We start from the raw sequence: 16804 nt of genomic DNA on the forward strand, positions 1-16804 counted from the left end.
GGTTGTCGAGAAAATAACTTATTCGGCTGTTTTGGATCCGTTTGGGTCAATCATATATCGTTCACAAATGACAGATTAAGACTATGAACTACCATCTCCAGAATTAATTGAAGCAATATGTCGAAACGCTCAATTTAACTCTAAACCACTACAAATAAACATCCTGAAACATCTTACCCAACCGATTCACACCTTATTGATCAACTATTTTAAAATTTTCTGTATCCTTTTTAATATTGTCTCACTATAACTCAGTGAAAAGACAACCATTCCAGGAGCAATAAATGAAGAAGCATGTAAAGTTTGTTTGCGGGTTAGTGATTGCGGCATCATGCCATATCTCAACGAGTTTCGCCGAGATAGGTCAGCCGTCTGACTGGTACCTTCATCTTGATGTCAACGGTCTACAAAAGAGTGTATTGAGCCAACAAGTCGATGTAGATTCCAAAAAAGGAATTAAGTTTCTAAAGCTTTTATTCGGCGAACAAGTTTTTAATAAGGTGGAATTCATCACCGCGTTTGGAAATGCCAATCAGAAAAAGCGCGACAAAGCACTACTCGTTCAAGGTGACTTTACCGTCAACAAAAAGCAAATTCGTGAGAGGCTGCAACAACTGGGCTTAACTAAATCCAGCGAAATTAATCAACAGGCTATCCATCACGGTACTCTCAAAAAAGTGCTCACCAATCTTCACGCTGATGCCAAGAAAGCAGGATTAATCGAATCGGACAAGGATATCAAAATTAAAGAACTCACAGAAAAAAGCGAGTTTAAAGAGTCTGTTTATGCCGCTTTTACCCATGATGACAATATTATCTTCAGCAACAACATTTCAGAGATAGAATCACTATTGCAAGATAAAAAAGCATCGCCTGCCGAAACGCAACCGGGAATTTTTAAAGTCGTGGTCGATATTCAGAAAGCCATGTTACACGCTGGAATCAACCTGGATGAAGAAGCGCAAGCCTTTAATTTCGAATCAATTTCGGCTAAACAATTGTCGCAAGTATCAGTTTCATACAACGAGAATGATATGGATTCCGAGCTGCAACTCGGCTTAAGCGCTGAAACCACGGAAACGGCAACCAAGATTAAATCGATAGTTCAAGGCCTCGTAGCGCTCAAATCACTAACGGTCAAAAATCCAGCCATTACTAACCTACTCGCGAATATTCGTTTCGAGCAAGATGCGGGCGAGTTGAAAGTTATCATGTCAGGTTCGGTCGAAGCTTTTAAAGCATTACTCAATGGCAAAGACTAACTAGAGATTACGCTTTGACAGAACAAGAACTGATTAGTCAAAGTTTAACCGGCGACACCAGTTGCTTTGAGCAACTGGTGATTCGCTATGAAAAAAAGTTAATGCGCTTTTTAATACTACGCTGCAACTGTCGAAATGACGCCGACGACATATTTCAGGAAACCTTTTTAAATGCGCACCTCTATTTACAGAGTTACAACACGCGTTATGCGTTTAGCACCTGGCTTTTTAATATTGCGTTAAACCTGATTAAAAAACACGTTAAAGGTGGTTTGGAAAAAAGCAGCCAGAAAATAGACAGTCTGGAGCCCTCGAACCTGCCGACCGTTGAACCAGTTTTAGAGGCGAATCATGAGACGACGCAAAATACCACTCAAAATATTTGGCATTTAGCTAAAAAAACGCTCAACAACGAACAGTTCTGCCTGTTGTGGTTTACTTATGCTGAGGAGTATACTGGTAGAGAAGTCGCATTTATGCTCGATAGAAGTCTTCCCTGGGTTAAGATTAATTTGATTAGAGCCAAACAACAGCTCAAACAGGCGCTAACCAGTGAAAACCTCAAACTTATCGACTTAATTTCGAGCTGATGATGGGAGAACAATTGACTATGGCCAACAAACCAACAATCACACAACTTGATACTGCGCGACAGTCACAAGACACTTCACTCGAAAAACAGTTAAAGCGTGAAGCTCAGGAACTCCCCTGTTCGGTAGACGACGATTTAAGGTCATCACTATTCCATCAACTAAAACAACAAAATGTAAGCGAGCAAACATCGGACAAGCCAACCAGGAAAATGCACTTTGCGCTGGCCGCCAGTGTTGTGTTTTCACTACTGGCTCTATCAGTCTATTTTAATTCAGGTCAATTACAGAAGCCTTCACCCGGTGTTGCCACTCAATCGGAAATAACAGCCCCAGTTGATTCGCAAGCAACTAATTTGCGGACGACTAAAGAGCCCTCGATTGAGGAATTGCTATTTCGAGTAAATAATGAACAGAAACTCGCGTCACAGCAATTGGAGAATGAGTACAAAGCGATTCTGTCTGATATGGACAAAATTAAACGGCGAATTGTGGCTCTTTAGGGTTTGCTTTCAAAAGTCTCAGGTTAGAATATTTTACTTTAAGAAAAACACATAACCAGTTGAAAAATATAGAAATAGATTTATCTGAATATTACTTTATAGATACTTCGAATCAGAACCAACCAATTCCCCCTATCTCAATTAATCCGTTCAATTAAACCAATCATTTGCCATATTCCCTGCAGCCAGTAGAGTCTATATCAGTAAGGAAAACTTCGATTTAGCCCCACATAACAGATTAGCCAAAAATAATGATGCGAATGATGTCGCTTATATCGTAAAATGCGTGCGATCATTACTATCTACCACTGTTTATCAATTATTAAGTTGGGATCTATGCTAAACGAACAACAAGAAGCGCTTTTAGACCAAGACGTTACAACATCTGCGGACCAAACCGAGACAACAGACAAAGAACATTGTGTTGCTCAACTTAACACCTTGATTAACGCTAATTGGACTGATTATTACCAGGCGTTGTCGCAACTAGCTGCTAACTACCAGATACCCGAGTGTTTAAAATTACTGAATGCCGCCGACGAGATTCTCAATCAAGCAGACGATCCGGCAAATGCCTCTCAAACTGAGCGTTACTTGATTGGAGGCGTGAAAGATGCACAAACCGCGAACCAATTTCCCTTTGATACTCAGATTCTGGGTAACATGGAAAGCTTTGCATCATTTAAAAAGTTGCTAAGAAACGATCCCGCTGGTATTGCAAAATTACTCAAAATTATTCCTAAAACCGGACCCATTGATGGTTGGCATTTCATGCAATTTATTGACAGCTACCAACAGCTATTCGCCGCTAACGGTTTCAAGCAGTCTGTTTTGTTTCCCGCTACCCGTCTGCTAAGCATGAAGCGCCCCGATCAATTTGTTGCAATTAGTGAAGCAACCGCTGACACTTTTTACAGCGCCCTTAAAATAAAACCGTTGAAAAAACAGGATTTTCAACGGTACTGGGACGAAATTATTACGGCGATACACAAAACTGACTGGTTTCAAACCAATCAACCGACCGACCCGGCACAGCTCCCCTTTCACCGCGGCAGAATGGCATTACTGGAACGATTTGCGGCGACACCCGCTGCAGGGCTAGTCATTCAAAACTCACCGGATTTAGATGAAGTGCAAACGTCGACGGAAGAAATGACCTCCGTCCCAGCGGCAAACCATGTTACCGATAAACCTCAAAGTCACTCTGTTCTGGCTAATGAATACCAGCCTAAGGTTAAAAAAGCACCGGTAGCGCAGCCAAAAAAGATGACCATAGACAAGCGCAAAACGGCCAAAACCAATATCGCGGCGGCGACTAAATTAATGTCTCAATATTATTTTGCTAACAAAGAAAAGTTCGCCAAAGTCAACGTCAAAGCCCACCGTGAAAGCATTATCCAACGGCTTGTTGACGGCGAGTCAGTTGCTGAAGTATTTGAGTCGCTATTAAACTGATGTGGTCTAATCCACCACCCGAAAACCTTAACTAAACGATAAAGAGAATCAAGTTATGGGCAGAGCCTACCAAAACCGAAAAGAATCCATGGCAAAAACCTCTGACGCTAATGCCAAGGTTTATAGCAAATATAGTCGCGAAATTTACGTCACGGCTAAATCGGGTGGACCCGATCCTGAAGCTAACCTCGCGTTACGTAGCTTGCTTGAGCGCGCAAAACGAGACCAAGTGCCAAGTCATGTGATCGAAAAAGCAATTGATAAATCACAAGGTGCCGGTGGAGAAGATTTTGATACAGCCCGTTACGAAGGCTTCGGACCCGGTAACTGCATGGTGATTGTAGACTGTCTCACTGATAATCCCAATCGAACCTTCGGCGATGTTCGTCAATGCTTTACTAAAACTAAATCGAAAATTGGTGCGCAAGGCGCGGTTTCACATATGTTCGACCACAGTGCGATTTTCGTTTTTGCGGGTGATGATGAAGAGGCAGTGCTCGAAGCTTTAATGGAAGAAGATGTTGATGTGACCGATATCGAAAGTGACGATGGAAAAATTACGGTATTTACGCCTAATACAGAATATTTCAAAGCCAAACAGACGCTAATCAATATTATTGAAAATATTGAGTTTGAAATTGATGAAATACAATTTATTCCACAAACAATGACTGCGATTGGCGAAGAAGATCAAGAAATGTTTGAAAAGTTTCTAGATATGTTGAACGACCTGGACGACGTTCAAAATGTCTACCATAATGCCGAGATTTGAAGCATGTGATTTATCCCCTCTCCCCAACCCTCTCCCAAAGGGAGAGGGAGCTAAAAAAAAACGCTTAGTTGCGCTAAAAAGAGTTTCTGCCTTACACTTTTCTTGGTTAGAATCGGCAATTTACACAAGTCCTTCCCTGTTTCAATCCAGTTGGTAATTAACTTTATGGTTTAATTTCAACTCTCTCGTTACCACCACTTTCACATCTTTTGGTAATAAAATAATGAACAAAAATAATAGCCACAACGCCAAATACAAAATTTCCGATTGCCTGCCCAATCAAAATTCCTTCAACACCGTAAAGTACGCTAAAAATATAGACAAATGGAATGGTGCCAACCGTTGCTTTCATCCAATTTGTCAGCGTTGAATAAAAAGGCTTCCCAAGATTGTTAAAGACCGCATTACTAACAAATGTAATGCCGGTAAATAGAAATGACAAAGAGACATAATGACAAAAAAGTAAGAGTAATTTTTTTGCGTCGCCTGTGGCATTAAATACAGCAACCAGATAGTCCGATAAAACGATGAGACCTAACCAAATAAACAAGACATAACTAGCGACAAAAATATACGCAAACGATATTGTGCGCTTAATTCGTTGATATTCCTTCGCGCCGTAATTCTGGCCAATAATTGGTCCGACCGCACCAGACAAACCAAATACCACAGAAAACGCAACCGGTATCACTCGGCCAATTATCGAAAAACCCGCCACAGCACTGTCGCCAAAACTCGCAGTTACATAGATAATGTAAGCATTACCAACCGGTGTCGCCAAATTGGTGAGTAAGGCCGGAGAAGCGATAGCAAAAATTTCTTTGCCGTTGGCGCTTATTTTTGCATAACAAATTCGAGTAAAAAACGAGTGGTGCTTGAATAACACATAACCGGAAATTAAAAACATCGAAACTCTTGCGAGCGCTGATGCGACTGCGGCCCCTTCGACTCCCATATCGAGCGAAAAGATTAGTATTGGATCAAGAACGCCATTAACAACACTGCCACCGAGCGTCGAAAACATGGCCGCCTTAGCTGCGCCCAAACTTCTCAGAGTCGCACTAAAACACATTGCTAATCCCAAAAATGGTAACGCAGGAACAACAATCAGCAGGTAGTTCTGAGCAAACTCTAACGTCTTTCCGGTTGCGCCTAACGAGTTCAGCAACAATTTAATGTTAGGGACAATCAGTGCAACAATTATCACGCTAATGACAAACGTTATGGACGCAGAACTTATGAACTTGTCTTTCGCCTCCTGGTATTGGGTCATTCCAATGGCTTTGGCGGTAACAACTCCTGTTGCGATCGAAAGACCGATACAAATAGATGTCGTGAAAAAAGTAATGGTTCCGGCATAACCGATTGCAGCAGCCAGCTCAGACTCACCGAGCAAACTGAGAAAGAACATATCGAGAAGATCGACAAAAAATACCCCCAGTATCGCCGCTGAAGAAGACAGCGACATGGTAATGATATGTCTGACTATAGAGCCTGTAACGAATTTCGGTTGAGGGTCTGTCATCGAATTTATTCTCGTTAACCTTATTTTTGATAACCCAATTGAAATATAGACAAAATTACAGCCTGAGAAGGCAGTTTATCAGAATTAAGAATTATTATGGTTAGGACATTGATCGAGAACAGGAACTGCCAGACGACATTAAGGTATATTTTAACCGCATGACAGGCAGAATAATCTGATCGACATGCAACCAAGAAAACTTCGAGATAATCACTTTCTACAAGCCATGATTGTATGGCTAATCATACTTTGGTCATTGACCGCTATCGAACCTTTTGATCGCAGCGACTGGCTGCTGGAAAACCTGTTAGTTTTCGCCACGCTAATCTTACTTGGGTTAACTTATCGCAGATTTACTTTTTCAAATGCATCCTATTTTCAACTTTGTGTTTTTTTAAGCTTGCATTTAATTGGCGCACACTACACTTACGCAGAAACGCCACTTGGATTCTGGCTGCAGGAGACATTCGATTTGTCTCGAAACCACTATGATCGCATTGTGCATTGCGCTTTTGGATTATTGTTAGCGGCGCCGTTTTATGAACTCCTTAGCCGCCAGTCAGGGTTGAAGCATTCCTGGCGTTATCTTATGACAATAACGGTGATTGTTGCATTAAGTGCCCTTTATGAGTTGTTAGAAGCAATTACGGCGGTTATTGTCAGTCCCGAACTCGGGGCTGCTTTCCTCGGTACTCAGGGGGATGAATGGGATGCTCAAAAAGATAGCTTTGTGGCAACTGTCGGTTCAATCGTCAGCATGCTCATTCTCTACTTTTATCAGAAACGAAATCCCCTTCCAAACTAATCACTTGATGTTTTACTTCTAACTTCAATCTTTACGGCCATCCTTGGCCTGTGATTGAATTGAGTTTTATCGTTGATGCTTAGTACACATCGTTCATGGTGTTATAAACATTAAACTTACCCGTTGGTGTAATTAACTTTGGATCTTTAATCACAGCTTTTAGCTTGCGGGTTTTATCGTCGACAACCACTATCGCAGATTGCTGTTCCTTACCGCTCCAAACTGAAAACCAGACTTCATCGCCCGCCTGATTATATTCAGGATGAACCACGCGTTTCGGGCCCTCACCAATATCTGCCCATTTCGCAATCGGTAGAACTTCGTAGCCTTTGTCCAGGTTATTCACATCAAATACCGCGACTGATTGCGATATGCCGGTATCAGGATTTAAAGGCGAGTCAACCCAAAGGTTTTTAGATTTGGGATGGCTTTTCACAAATAATGATCCGCCGCCCTGTCCATGTAAAACACGAGCAACTTTCCATGCTTTAGATTTGTGTTTGACCGGATCGGTTCCGAGGAAAGTAATCTTATCGTTACCCAAAGCACTGGTTACCCAAACCGGACCATGCTCAGGATCAATCAGGTTAGCACCACGACCTGGGTGTGGGATCTTATCGACGTCGATTAACGCTTCTAGTTCTCTGTCTTTCGAATCAATCACCGCAATCTTATCTGACTTGTTGGCCGCGGTAAGGAAATAACGCTTACTCGCATCCCAACCGCCATCGTGCAGATAACGTGCGGCGTTTATCGTCTGTACTTGTAGACTATCCAGGTTGGAATAATTCACCAACAGAATTTTTCCGGTCTCTTTAATATTCACGATAAACTCAGGGTGCTCATGGGAAGCGACGATAGCAGCCACACGCGGCTCAGGATGGTATTCTTGAGTATCCACCGTCATGCCGCGAGTCGACACAATTTTTAATGGCTCAAGGGTATCGCCGTCCATAATGGTATACTGTGGCGGCCAGTAAGAACCGGCAATCGCATACTTATCCACGAATTTACCACCCTGTCCATAATATTTAGACGTCTCAACTGATCGCGCCTCAAGACCCACTTTAATTTCAGCAACTCTTGTGGGTGGGTTCATATAGAGATCGATCATATCGATTTTTGCATCACGGCCTATGGTAAACAAATAACGCCCTGAGGCAGAGAAACGCGAAATATGCACCGCATATCCTGTTTTAATAATCGAAACGATTTTCTTACTATCACCATCAATAATCGCTATTTCACCAGAGTCTCGTAATGTGACTGAAAAGAAATTCTCGATGTTATATTTGTGCATTTTTTTCTTGGGACGTTTATCAACGGGCACAAAAACATTCCAGGATTTTCGCATTTCTTTCATACCATACTCTGGCGGTGACGGTGGTTCGTGCAACAAGAAACGCGTAAGCTCATCAATATCTGCCGGACTTAACTCGCCAGAAGTTCCCCAATTCGGCATGCCCGCAGGCGAACCATACGTGATTAGCGCTTTTAGATAATCAACACCTTTCTCGCGAGTAATATCAGTTGTTAAAGGTTTACCCGTCGCACCTTTACGCAACACGCCATGACAACCGGCGCAGCGCTCGAAATAAAGCTGCGTTGCGTGGGCATATTCTTCGGTAGTCATTTTGGGGCCAGTGGTAGAAACATATTGTTTAGTATCTTCTGCCTTTATCGGTGAAGGCGAACCGCGATACCTGAGCTCGGTTTCAGTCGCACCTTTGTGTGGCTCTCCTGCGGAGCGATCAGTTTGTCCGCCGCGAACTTTGGCAACTTCAGCGACGCTCACCATTGGCCCTTTATTTCCCCAGGCTCTCATTGTGTAATTAATGACATCCGCTACTTCACTGTCACTCATATTACTGAGATTTGGCATGACCGAATTATATTTAACGCCGTTAACCGTGATCGGCCCTTGCAGTCCTTTCAGGACCACTTTGATGGCTCGCATCTTATTGCTAAGTAAGTAGTCTGATTTGGCCAGCGGAGGAAATGCGCCCTTAAGCCCAGTCCCTGATGCCTGATGGCAAGCTGAACAATTTTTCAGGTAAAGCGATTTTCCTCGCTCAATCGACTTTTCAAATGACGCCGATGCGACTTGCGCTTTATGAATACCCGCTTTGTTAACATCAGTTTTGAGCGCAGCGTCAGAATTTTTTTCAGCTAACAACTGATGGGAAGAAAGAAGAGAAATAGCTCCTACTGCTACTGACCAGAGCACGACACGAGAAGAACTCATTGGTTACCTCCAGGAAGGTCAAAAATTTAAATTTTTTGTTTTGTGCAACAATAAGTTTAAGTGCTAAACAAAACAAAGTTTTGACCTAAATCAAGTTACCAACCGGCGTTTAAAGAAATCGAAAAAAACACCTGAAGAAAGTAATTTTTTGAACAGCAAGACAATCTTAAAAGCCAGTTAGAACCGTTCACAACACAATAACTTTCGTTAACTAACTTTATAAAATATCCATATTTATTTTAGGGTTAATTGCTGCAGAGTTGAGGCTTGTTAACACGAGTTAGACCACGCTAATTTTGTTAACTAATTTTTGTTAACTAATCTTTAAAATACCCATTTTTATTTTAGGGTTATTTCCTGTGGAGAAAGTTGCAAGGCAATCAATTTTGAGTGATTGAAATAATTACAAAAGCATTAGCGACCATCTTTGATAGCCGCTTAAAGCAATGAGCAATATGAAGCGTTTTTCGATATGGTTTTACGATTAGACTACTTGAGCTTCATCTTTTGCAATATGAGATCAAGCCCTCGTTTTGAAACCCTGACTGACTCTAGCGGAGACAATCCGTTCGGGTAATCTTCCTGCTCTACAACTAACCACTGAGTTCCACCGACAGCAATATTACTTTGAATTAAGGACTCCCAGTCGATAGCATCCTGGCCGATTAATGGAAGCTTGTCGCTGGCTCCTTTCGGTAATTTGGCTTTATAGTGAGTGGTTAAAGTTCTTCCAGGATAGCGCTTAACGTAGCTCACCGGATCTTTACCTGCATAAATGGCCCAGCCTACATCTAACTGCAAAACAACATCTGATGGTGTACTACGCGCAAGATAATCCCAGTAAGTACTGTCTTTAAACTCGGCGAACTCATCATCGTGATTGTGATATCCAGTTTTCATTCCATAGGCGGAAAGCTTTTTCGACAACTCCGTTAAGTCCTTTGCAAACTCATCAATTTTATCAGGATCGATCGAACGGTCATCCCAGGGAACAATTAGCATTGGAGCTTCCAAAGCTCGATAAAACTCTACGGTCCTATTAAATTTTTCCTCAGTAAAATGCTTAAAAGAAACATGAGCGCCGCTGACTTTTAAACCAAGCTCATCCAGCAACTTTTTTAATCCTTGCGGATCATTTTCGTAAGGACCAAATACACCGGCAAACTCTACTCCTTCAAATCCAAAACTGGCAATTTCTTTCAGTGTGCCGATGAAGTCTTTTTTCAGGCTATCTCGAACTGAATAAAGTTGTACGCTAACTTTTGGCATCGAAGATACTTTAGTTTGCTCTTGTAGAGCACTATTCTGCGCTTTTTCTTGCACTGTATTTTGACACCCGACATTGGCAACGATGAGCAATATAAAGCTCACTAGTTTGATTGGTTTCATTGATAAGTCCTGATTAAAATATTACTAGAAAAATAAAAGGTTAAATTCGCCGTGCTTTCAGTTCCTTCACAGCGTAATCAACTGCTCTAACAGTTAACGCCATAAAAGTCAGACTAGGATTCTGCACCGCGGTTGAGCAAAAGCTGGAACCATCGGTGACAAATAAATTTTTAACATCGTGACACTGATTAAAACCATTGAGAACCGATTCTCTGGGGTCATTTCCCATTCGAGCAGTGCCAACTTCATGAATGGCAAGTCCAGGCGCATCATGCGAAACATAACTTTTGATATCCTTCACACCAGCCACTTTTAACATTTTTGCACTTTCTTCCGCGGCACTTTGCATCATTCTTTTTTCGTTATCCGAATACTGACAATTGATTTCCAGTTGCGGAATTCCCCACTTATCTTTTAAGCTAGAATGCAAACTGATCTGGTTTTCAAAACGAGGTAACATTTCTCCCTGGGCATGTAAACCAAACTTCCAACGGCCCGCATGCTTTAAACGATTTTTGAACTCAACTCCCAATCCGTCAGCGCTTTGCATGTGTTTCCAGTTTTCTCGGTATGCTTTTCCAGACAATGCATAGCCGCGTAAGAAACCACGACTTTTATCTGGCGTATAATTAAAGTTGGGTACGTAAATTCCTGTTGGTCTACGCCCGGCGTAATACTCATCTTCAAAGCCGTCAATGTAACCGGTTGAGCCTGCATTATAATTATGATCCATCAAATAATGCCCGAGCACACCTGAACGATTTCCCAGACCATTTGGGAAATGTCTGGATTTCGAATTTAATAATATCTGGGTGGAACCTAAAGTTGATGCGCATAGAAAAACAACTTTGGCAAAATATTCTCGTTGGGTAAGATTCTCGTTATCTATCACTCGAATACCTTTTACGCGCTGAGTTTTATCATCATAAATCAAGCTGTGCACCACGCTATTTGGCGCAATTTTTAGATGGCCGGTTGCCACAGCTGCGGGCAAGGTAGAACTCTGTGTCGAAAAATAAGCGCCGAAGGAACAGCCTCGATGACACTCATTTCGCGCCATACACGGCCCCCTTCCCTGTTCTAAATGATGCTTTTCTGGTTGGCTCAAATGAGCACAGCGCCCGATGATCATTTTACGATCATCGAAATGTTTTTCTATTTTGGCTTTAACAAACTTTTCCGGTTGGTTCATTTCAAACGGCGGTAAATAAACGCTGTCAGGTAATTGCGGTAAATTCTCCGTGCTTCCACTAATACCCGCGTGACTTTCTACATGGGCATACCAAGAAGCCAGGTCTTTGTATCGGATTGGCCAATCATTGCCATACCCATCCAGCTTATTCGCATTGAAGTCATGATCACTCCAACGATAAGACTGTCGATGCCACAGTAACGATTTGCCGCCGAGCTGATTCGCGCGTATCCAACTAAATTCTGTTCCTTCTTTAGTTTGATAAGGTAGTTCTTTATCGTTACCGAAAAAATGCTTGGTAGTATCGCTAAACGCATAACACTGTTTTTGAATTTTGTATTGTTGCTCAATTAAAAGATTGTCAACTTTACTTCTGAGAGGAAGTTCCCAGGGTGCTTTATTTTCACCGATATAATCTTTTTGATGCTCAACCACTCTCCCCCGTTCAATCATGAGGGTTTTAAATCCTTTCTCACAAAACTCTTTTGCCGCCCAGCCGCCGGTTATACCAGAGCCGACAACAATAGCGTCAAAAACTTCGGAAGTTTTGCTTACATATAAACTCATCGTTCAAGTCTCAATTTAAGTCATCGCCTTATTGCTTTTTCTAAGCAAGTTTAATAATAAGCAAGCGAGCCCCATCCCTTACCAATTTCTGAATATGGAACAGAGCCTTTATAGCCGCCTGGAACCGCTTGATAACTTAATTCCTGTGTCGCGCCAACTTCAGAAGTGTAATATCCAAAAACAATCAGGTATTTTAAAAATTTAAAGTCACTTCGGTGTTCTGGCAGAAATTCTTGCTTTGCCTGCTCAACATTATTAAGCAGTCGATATTGTAAATTTTCTTTCAGCTTTAAAAACGGAATTTGAAAACGATCATCAGAAGAAAGCGCAATTTTTCTGAGCAACTTTTTAATGCGTTGGTGCTGCACTTTATCATAACAATGAAATAACTGATTATCGGCAAAGCCATGACAATCAACATCCGCCGCACTGGGCGTATCTGTTTTTGGAATGATTAGTTCGGCGATTTTTTTAAGCTGCGCCATTTCCGCAGAATTAAGCACTTTCCCTTCTCGAATTAATTTATCATTACTTTTTTGATAGCTTATAGCGTGTGCAAAGGCGTTGCCACTGAGCAAACTACTCGCAGCCGTTCCGCCAATTATGAAACTGAGGCCTTGCACAAAGCGTCTTTTTGAGAAACTACTTGGTTGATTCTCGTTTTCTTTCATCCTATTTCTCTTTGACTTTTATTACACTTCTTTTTTAAGTTTTAAAATTATTCAAATACCGATAGCATTAGCTTTCGAAGATTTCCTGATGAAAAATCATCCCTTTTCAGTTGCAATCACTAACGAGTTTTTCTTACTTTGAAACCAGTAAAGTAAACCAAAACACAGTATCAACACCAACGGAAATAATACCAGGTTTGATAATACCTGTTGGCCGACCAATAGCTCAGTTTGAACGCCAGAGTTGGTGACCGCCGAAATATTTTCTCTCGCATTATCAATCCAACTGCCAATAACCGGGTTCCAGAGACTCACCGCAAACATACCGGCGCCGCCCAATACCGAAAGTCCCAAAGCGCCAGACTGCGGAATAGTTTCAGCCACAAAGCCGAGCATTGTCGGCCAAAAATAAGTGACGCCTAACGCGAATAACACAGCGGAAAAATAGACAAAAACACCGGTTGACTGGCTCATCGCATATATTCCCAAAGTCGCAATAATCGCGGAGTAAAAGAGTACCCCAACAGAATTAAACCGGCGAATTAATCCACCGGCAAAATAGCGACCGACAGCCATTAAACCGGTAATCAAGGCCAGAATTAGCATGGGCGATGCACCTGACGCTCCCAAAATGCGCTCAATCCATTGCTGAGTACCCAGCTCGGTAGTTGCCGTTAGCGTCATACAGGCAACCATCAATAAAAACAGCGGCGATAAAAGGGCTTTTGCATTGGTAGCGGTTGAGGTTTCTAACTGGTTCTGATGAGCGACTGGTTGTGGAAAATTTTGTCGTAAAACCATGACCCCATAAACAAGAGCAGGTAATAACATAATGGCAATTTGTGCTTGCCAATTCCACCCCGCATCGGTCATCAGTTTGGAAGCAATCGCGCCAATAACGATACCGCCAGGAAACCACACATGAAAACGATTTAACATCGTTGTTTTCTGTTGATGATAGATATTGGCGATCAGAGGGTTGGCGCCGGCTTCCACGGCACCATTGGCAAATCCGATAAAAAAGGTTGAAATCAACAGCGTCCAAAAACCACCGGCAAAGATGGTGAATACCAATCCAAATAAATGGCAACTAAAAGCAATCACTAGTAGTTTCTTTGCGCCAAGGCTATTGTAGAGCAACCCACCTAAAATAGTCGCTATTGGAAAACCGAGAAAAGCCATTGCATTAATCCAACCTAGCTGACTATCGCTCAGTAAAAAATCTTTACCCAGCTGCGTCAAAATTCCCGCACGAATAGCGAAGGTCATTGCGGTTACAATTAACGCAAAACAACATGCACTGAATAAGCGGGAAGTAGAATGTTGTTGCATATTAAGGTCTCTCGTATTAATTAATATCTTTTGATGATGTAATAAGCTTTTAAGCATTCTTAATTGAATGTATAAACAACCCATGTTTATGCTGGCTTATAACTGCCCAGGCTTATAACTACCCTGACTTCATAATCCCAGGATCGCGTTATTCAATGTTTCATCACTCTTCGTTGTAGCAAAATCGTCAAACGCTTTAGTTGCCGGCTCAATCAGGTGGCGACGAATAAATTCGGCCCCCTCTTCTGCACCAGCTTGCGAATTTTTAATACAACACTCCCACTCTAAAACCGCCCAACCTTGAAACCCATATTGAGTGAGCTTGCTGAAAATGCCATTAAAATTAATCTGTCCGTCACCTAGCGAACGAAAACGACCCGGTCTTTCCTGCCAGGACTGGTATCCCCCATAAACCCCCGAACGACCAGAAGGATTAAACTCTGCGTCTTTAACATGAAAGGCTTTTATTCGCTGGTGATAAATATCGAGAAACTGCAGGTAATCGAGTTGTTGCAAGACAAAATGACTTGGGTCGTAAAGAATATTTGCCCTTGAATGATTATCGACAACCTCGAGAAAACGCTCAAAACTCGCACCGTCGTGCAAATCTTCTCCGGGGTGTAATTCATAACAGAGGTCTACGCCGGATTCATCGAAAGCTTGCAAAATTGGCATCCAGCGTTTTCCGAGTTCCGCAAAACCTTGCTCAACCAACCCCGCAGGTCTTTGGGGCCAGGGATAGATCGTCGGCCATAATAATGCACCGGAAAAAGTGGCATGTGCTTTAAGGCCCAGCCGCCGACTGGCTTTAGCCGCATTAATCAGCTGACCTGTCGCCCACTTCGTTCTTTGCGGATTATCGCCTCGTACACTCTTCGGCGCAAAACCATCAAACATTTTATCGTAAGCAGGATGTACCGCGACTAATTGTCCCTGCAGATGAGTTGATAGCTCTGATATTTCCATACCTGACTGATTGACTATTCCCTGAACTTCGTCAGCATAGGTTTGACTTTCGGCGGCCAAATCCAGATCGAATAACCGCTTATCCCAGGTTGGTAATTGAACGCCCTTGAAACCGAGTTGTGACGCCCAACGACAAATCGACGATAAATCATTGAAGGGTTTTGAATCATCGATAAATTGTGCCAGGAATATCGCCGGCCCTTTGATTTTTCTCATTTGTGCTTTTGTCTTTTCATACTAATCAATTAATCTTCGTATTCGTCTGTTGATGCCAAGTCAGTTTGCAAACAAAAATTATTCAGAATCCAACTCCACTCGAAACGGATGCCACTTTAATTCTGAGCGACTGGCCGCCACGACATTTTCAATAAATGCCATGCCGCGAATAGCCTCGTCGATTCCCGGTACGTCTAATGAAGCCTGTGAAGCAGGTTTTGAGGCGATTCTCGCCTGTATCAGGTGTGCAAAGTTTCGGTAAATATTCGCGAACGCTTCCAGGTAACCTTCCGGGTGACCGGCCGGTGTACGTATATTCGCCAGTGTGTTCGCGGCCATTGAGCCGACACCGGTTCGAATCAATTCCGTAGGCCTGTCAGCATATTTCATCCACAGATCATTAGGCGCCATCTGCGACCACTCTATGCTGGCGAACTCCCCATAGACCCGTAACTTCAGGTTATTTTCCTCACCGACGCAGACCTGACTTGCCATTAACACGCCGCGAGCGCCGGAATTGAATCTCATTAATACGGTACCGTCATCGTCTAACATTCGGTCATCGAAGGCGGTCGAGAGATCAGCACAAACCTCCGAGATTTTAAGGCCGGTAACATATTCCGCCAGGTTCGCCCCATGAACGCCAATATCAGCCATACAACCACTCAAACCTGCTTGTGCAGGGTCCAGGCGCCAGCTCGCCTGTTTACTCTGCTCGCTGTGTTTATCGGCCAGCCAACCTTGAGGGTATTCGACCACCACTTTTCTGATCTGGCCCAATTGCCCGGCGATGACCCTGTGACGCGCTTCTTTAATCAGGGGGTAACCGGTGTAGGTGTGGGTCAAGCCATAGAGCAGCCCGGTTTTATCGACTAACTGCCGCAGTGTGATGGCTTCTGCTAAATCAAGCGTCGCCGGTTTATCGCAAAGCACATGAAATCCATGTTCCAATGCCATCTTAGCCACAGGAAAATGTAAATGATTCGGCGTGACTATGGCGACCATGTCCATCCGTTCCTGAGATGGTTTTTGGCCCTCCATTTCAAACATTGCATGATAGTTTGGGTAGCAGCGATTTTGCTCAAAATACAGCGACTCGCCGAATGCCTTCGAGCGTTCGGCATCACGGCTGAAGGCACCGCAAACTAACTCTATTTCACCATCCATGCGCGCAGCAATTCTGTGGATTGCACCAATAAAGGCGCCCTCACCACCTCCAACCATCCCCATTCTTATTTTGCGCATTTTACCTCGATTTGCAGTTTAACAATGACTGCTTAAAAAACGATTTTGTCTGAGAAACAGGCTTCAAAA

Annotated in this window: 14 protein-coding genes; 6 read left to right on the forward strand and 8 right to left on the reverse strand. The window is 42.8% G+C overall.

The genetic code is table 11. From position 1 onward, the window contains the following. Window positions 1-284: 284 nt before the first annotated feature. The 5 genes from FLL46_RS22295 (at window position 285) to FLL46_RS22315 (ending at window position 4582) form a co-directional block, all read left to right on the forward strand. The gene (locus FLL46_RS22295; protein WP_142933904.1) at window positions 285-1262 is read left to right on the forward strand and encodes a hypothetical protein; all 978 of its coding nucleotides are present in this window, start codon (window positions 285-287) and stop codon (window positions 1260-1262) included. A gap of 14 nt (window positions 1263-1276) precedes the next feature. Continuing rightward, entirely contained in the window at window positions 1277-1852 is a 576-nt protein-coding gene (locus tag FLL46_RS22300; RefSeq protein ID WP_142933906.1) for an RNA polymerase sigma factor, read from the forward strand. A 20-nt stretch (window positions 1853-1872) separates the two neighbouring features. After that, entirely contained in the window at window positions 1873-2355 is a 483-nt protein-coding gene (locus tag FLL46_RS22305; RefSeq protein WP_142933908.1) for a hypothetical protein, read from the forward strand. A gap of 336 nt (window positions 2356-2691) precedes the next feature. Then, window positions 2692-3810, forward strand: a complete 1119-nt coding sequence (locus FLL46_RS22310) for a hypothetical protein (protein ID WP_142933910.1) — start codon at window positions 2692-2694, stop codon at window positions 3808-3810. Between the two features lie 55 nt (window positions 3811-3865). Continuing rightward, entirely contained in the window at window positions 3866-4582 is a 717-nt protein-coding gene (locus FLL46_RS22315; RefSeq protein ID WP_142933912.1) for a YebC/PmpR family DNA-binding transcriptional regulator, read from the forward strand. 163 nt (window positions 4583-4745) lie between these two features. Here the strand turns inward: FLL46_RS22315 and FLL46_RS22320 are convergent, their stop codons facing one another. Beyond that, on the reverse strand, window positions 4746-6107 hold the full coding sequence (locus FLL46_RS22320; protein ID WP_142933913.1) for an MATE family efflux transporter: 1362 nt from the start codon (window positions 6105-6107) through the stop codon (window positions 4746-4748). Between the two features lie 184 nt (window positions 6108-6291). Here FLL46_RS22320 and FLL46_RS22325 point away from each other — a divergent pair, with 184 nt between their 5' ends. Beyond that, window positions 6292-6912, forward strand: coding sequence for a DUF2238 domain-containing protein (locus tag FLL46_RS22325; RefSeq protein ID WP_210418798.1), 621 nt, complete (start codon window positions 6292-6294; stop codon window positions 6910-6912). 79 nt (window positions 6913-6991) lie between these two features. Here FLL46_RS22325 and FLL46_RS22330 read toward each other — a convergent pair whose 3' ends face one another. From FLL46_RS22330 to FLL46_RS22360, 7 genes are all read right to left on the reverse strand, one after another. Beyond that, a complete protein-coding gene (locus FLL46_RS22330; RefSeq protein WP_142933915.1) occupies window positions 6992-9157 on the reverse strand; it encodes a cytochrome D1 domain-containing protein in 2166 nt (721 codons plus the stop codon). 489 nt (window positions 9158-9646) lie between these two features. Beyond that, window positions 9647-10546 carry a sugar phosphate isomerase/epimerase family protein gene (locus tag FLL46_RS22335; protein ID WP_142933917.1) on the reverse strand — a complete coding sequence of 300 codons (900 nt, stop codon included), beginning with the start codon at window positions 10544-10546 and terminating at the stop codon, window positions 9647-9649. Between the two features lie 40 nt (window positions 10547-10586). Further along, window positions 10587-12305, reverse strand: coding sequence for a GMC oxidoreductase (locus FLL46_RS22340; protein WP_142933919.1), 1719 nt, complete (start codon window positions 12303-12305; stop codon window positions 10587-10589). 50 nt (window positions 12306-12355) lie between these two features. Then, on the reverse strand, window positions 12356-12976 hold the full coding sequence (locus FLL46_RS22345; RefSeq protein ID WP_142933921.1) for a gluconate 2-dehydrogenase subunit 3 family protein: 621 nt from the start codon (window positions 12974-12976) through the stop codon (window positions 12356-12358). 96 nt (window positions 12977-13072) lie between these two features. Next, complete coding sequence (locus FLL46_RS22350; protein ID WP_142933923.1) at window positions 13073-14308, reverse strand: MFS transporter; 1236 nt, start codon at window positions 14306-14308, stop codon at window positions 13073-13075. 129 nt (window positions 14309-14437) lie between these two features. Next, on the reverse strand, window positions 14438-15490 hold the full coding sequence (locus tag FLL46_RS22355; RefSeq protein WP_142933925.1) for a sugar phosphate isomerase/epimerase family protein: 1053 nt from the start codon (window positions 15488-15490) through the stop codon (window positions 14438-14440). Between the two features lie 78 nt (window positions 15491-15568). Further along, on the reverse strand, window positions 15569-16735 hold the full coding sequence (locus tag FLL46_RS22360; protein ID WP_246119383.1) for a Gfo/Idh/MocA family protein: 1167 nt from the start codon (window positions 16733-16735) through the stop codon (window positions 15569-15571). Between the last annotated feature and the right edge of the window lie 69 nt (window positions 16736-16804).

The sequence above is a fragment of the Aliikangiella coralliicola genome, from assembly GCF_007004725.1.
In the GTDB taxonomy this organism is placed as follows: domain Bacteria; phylum Pseudomonadota; class Gammaproteobacteria; order Enterobacterales; family Kangiellaceae; genus Aliikangiella; species Aliikangiella coralliicola.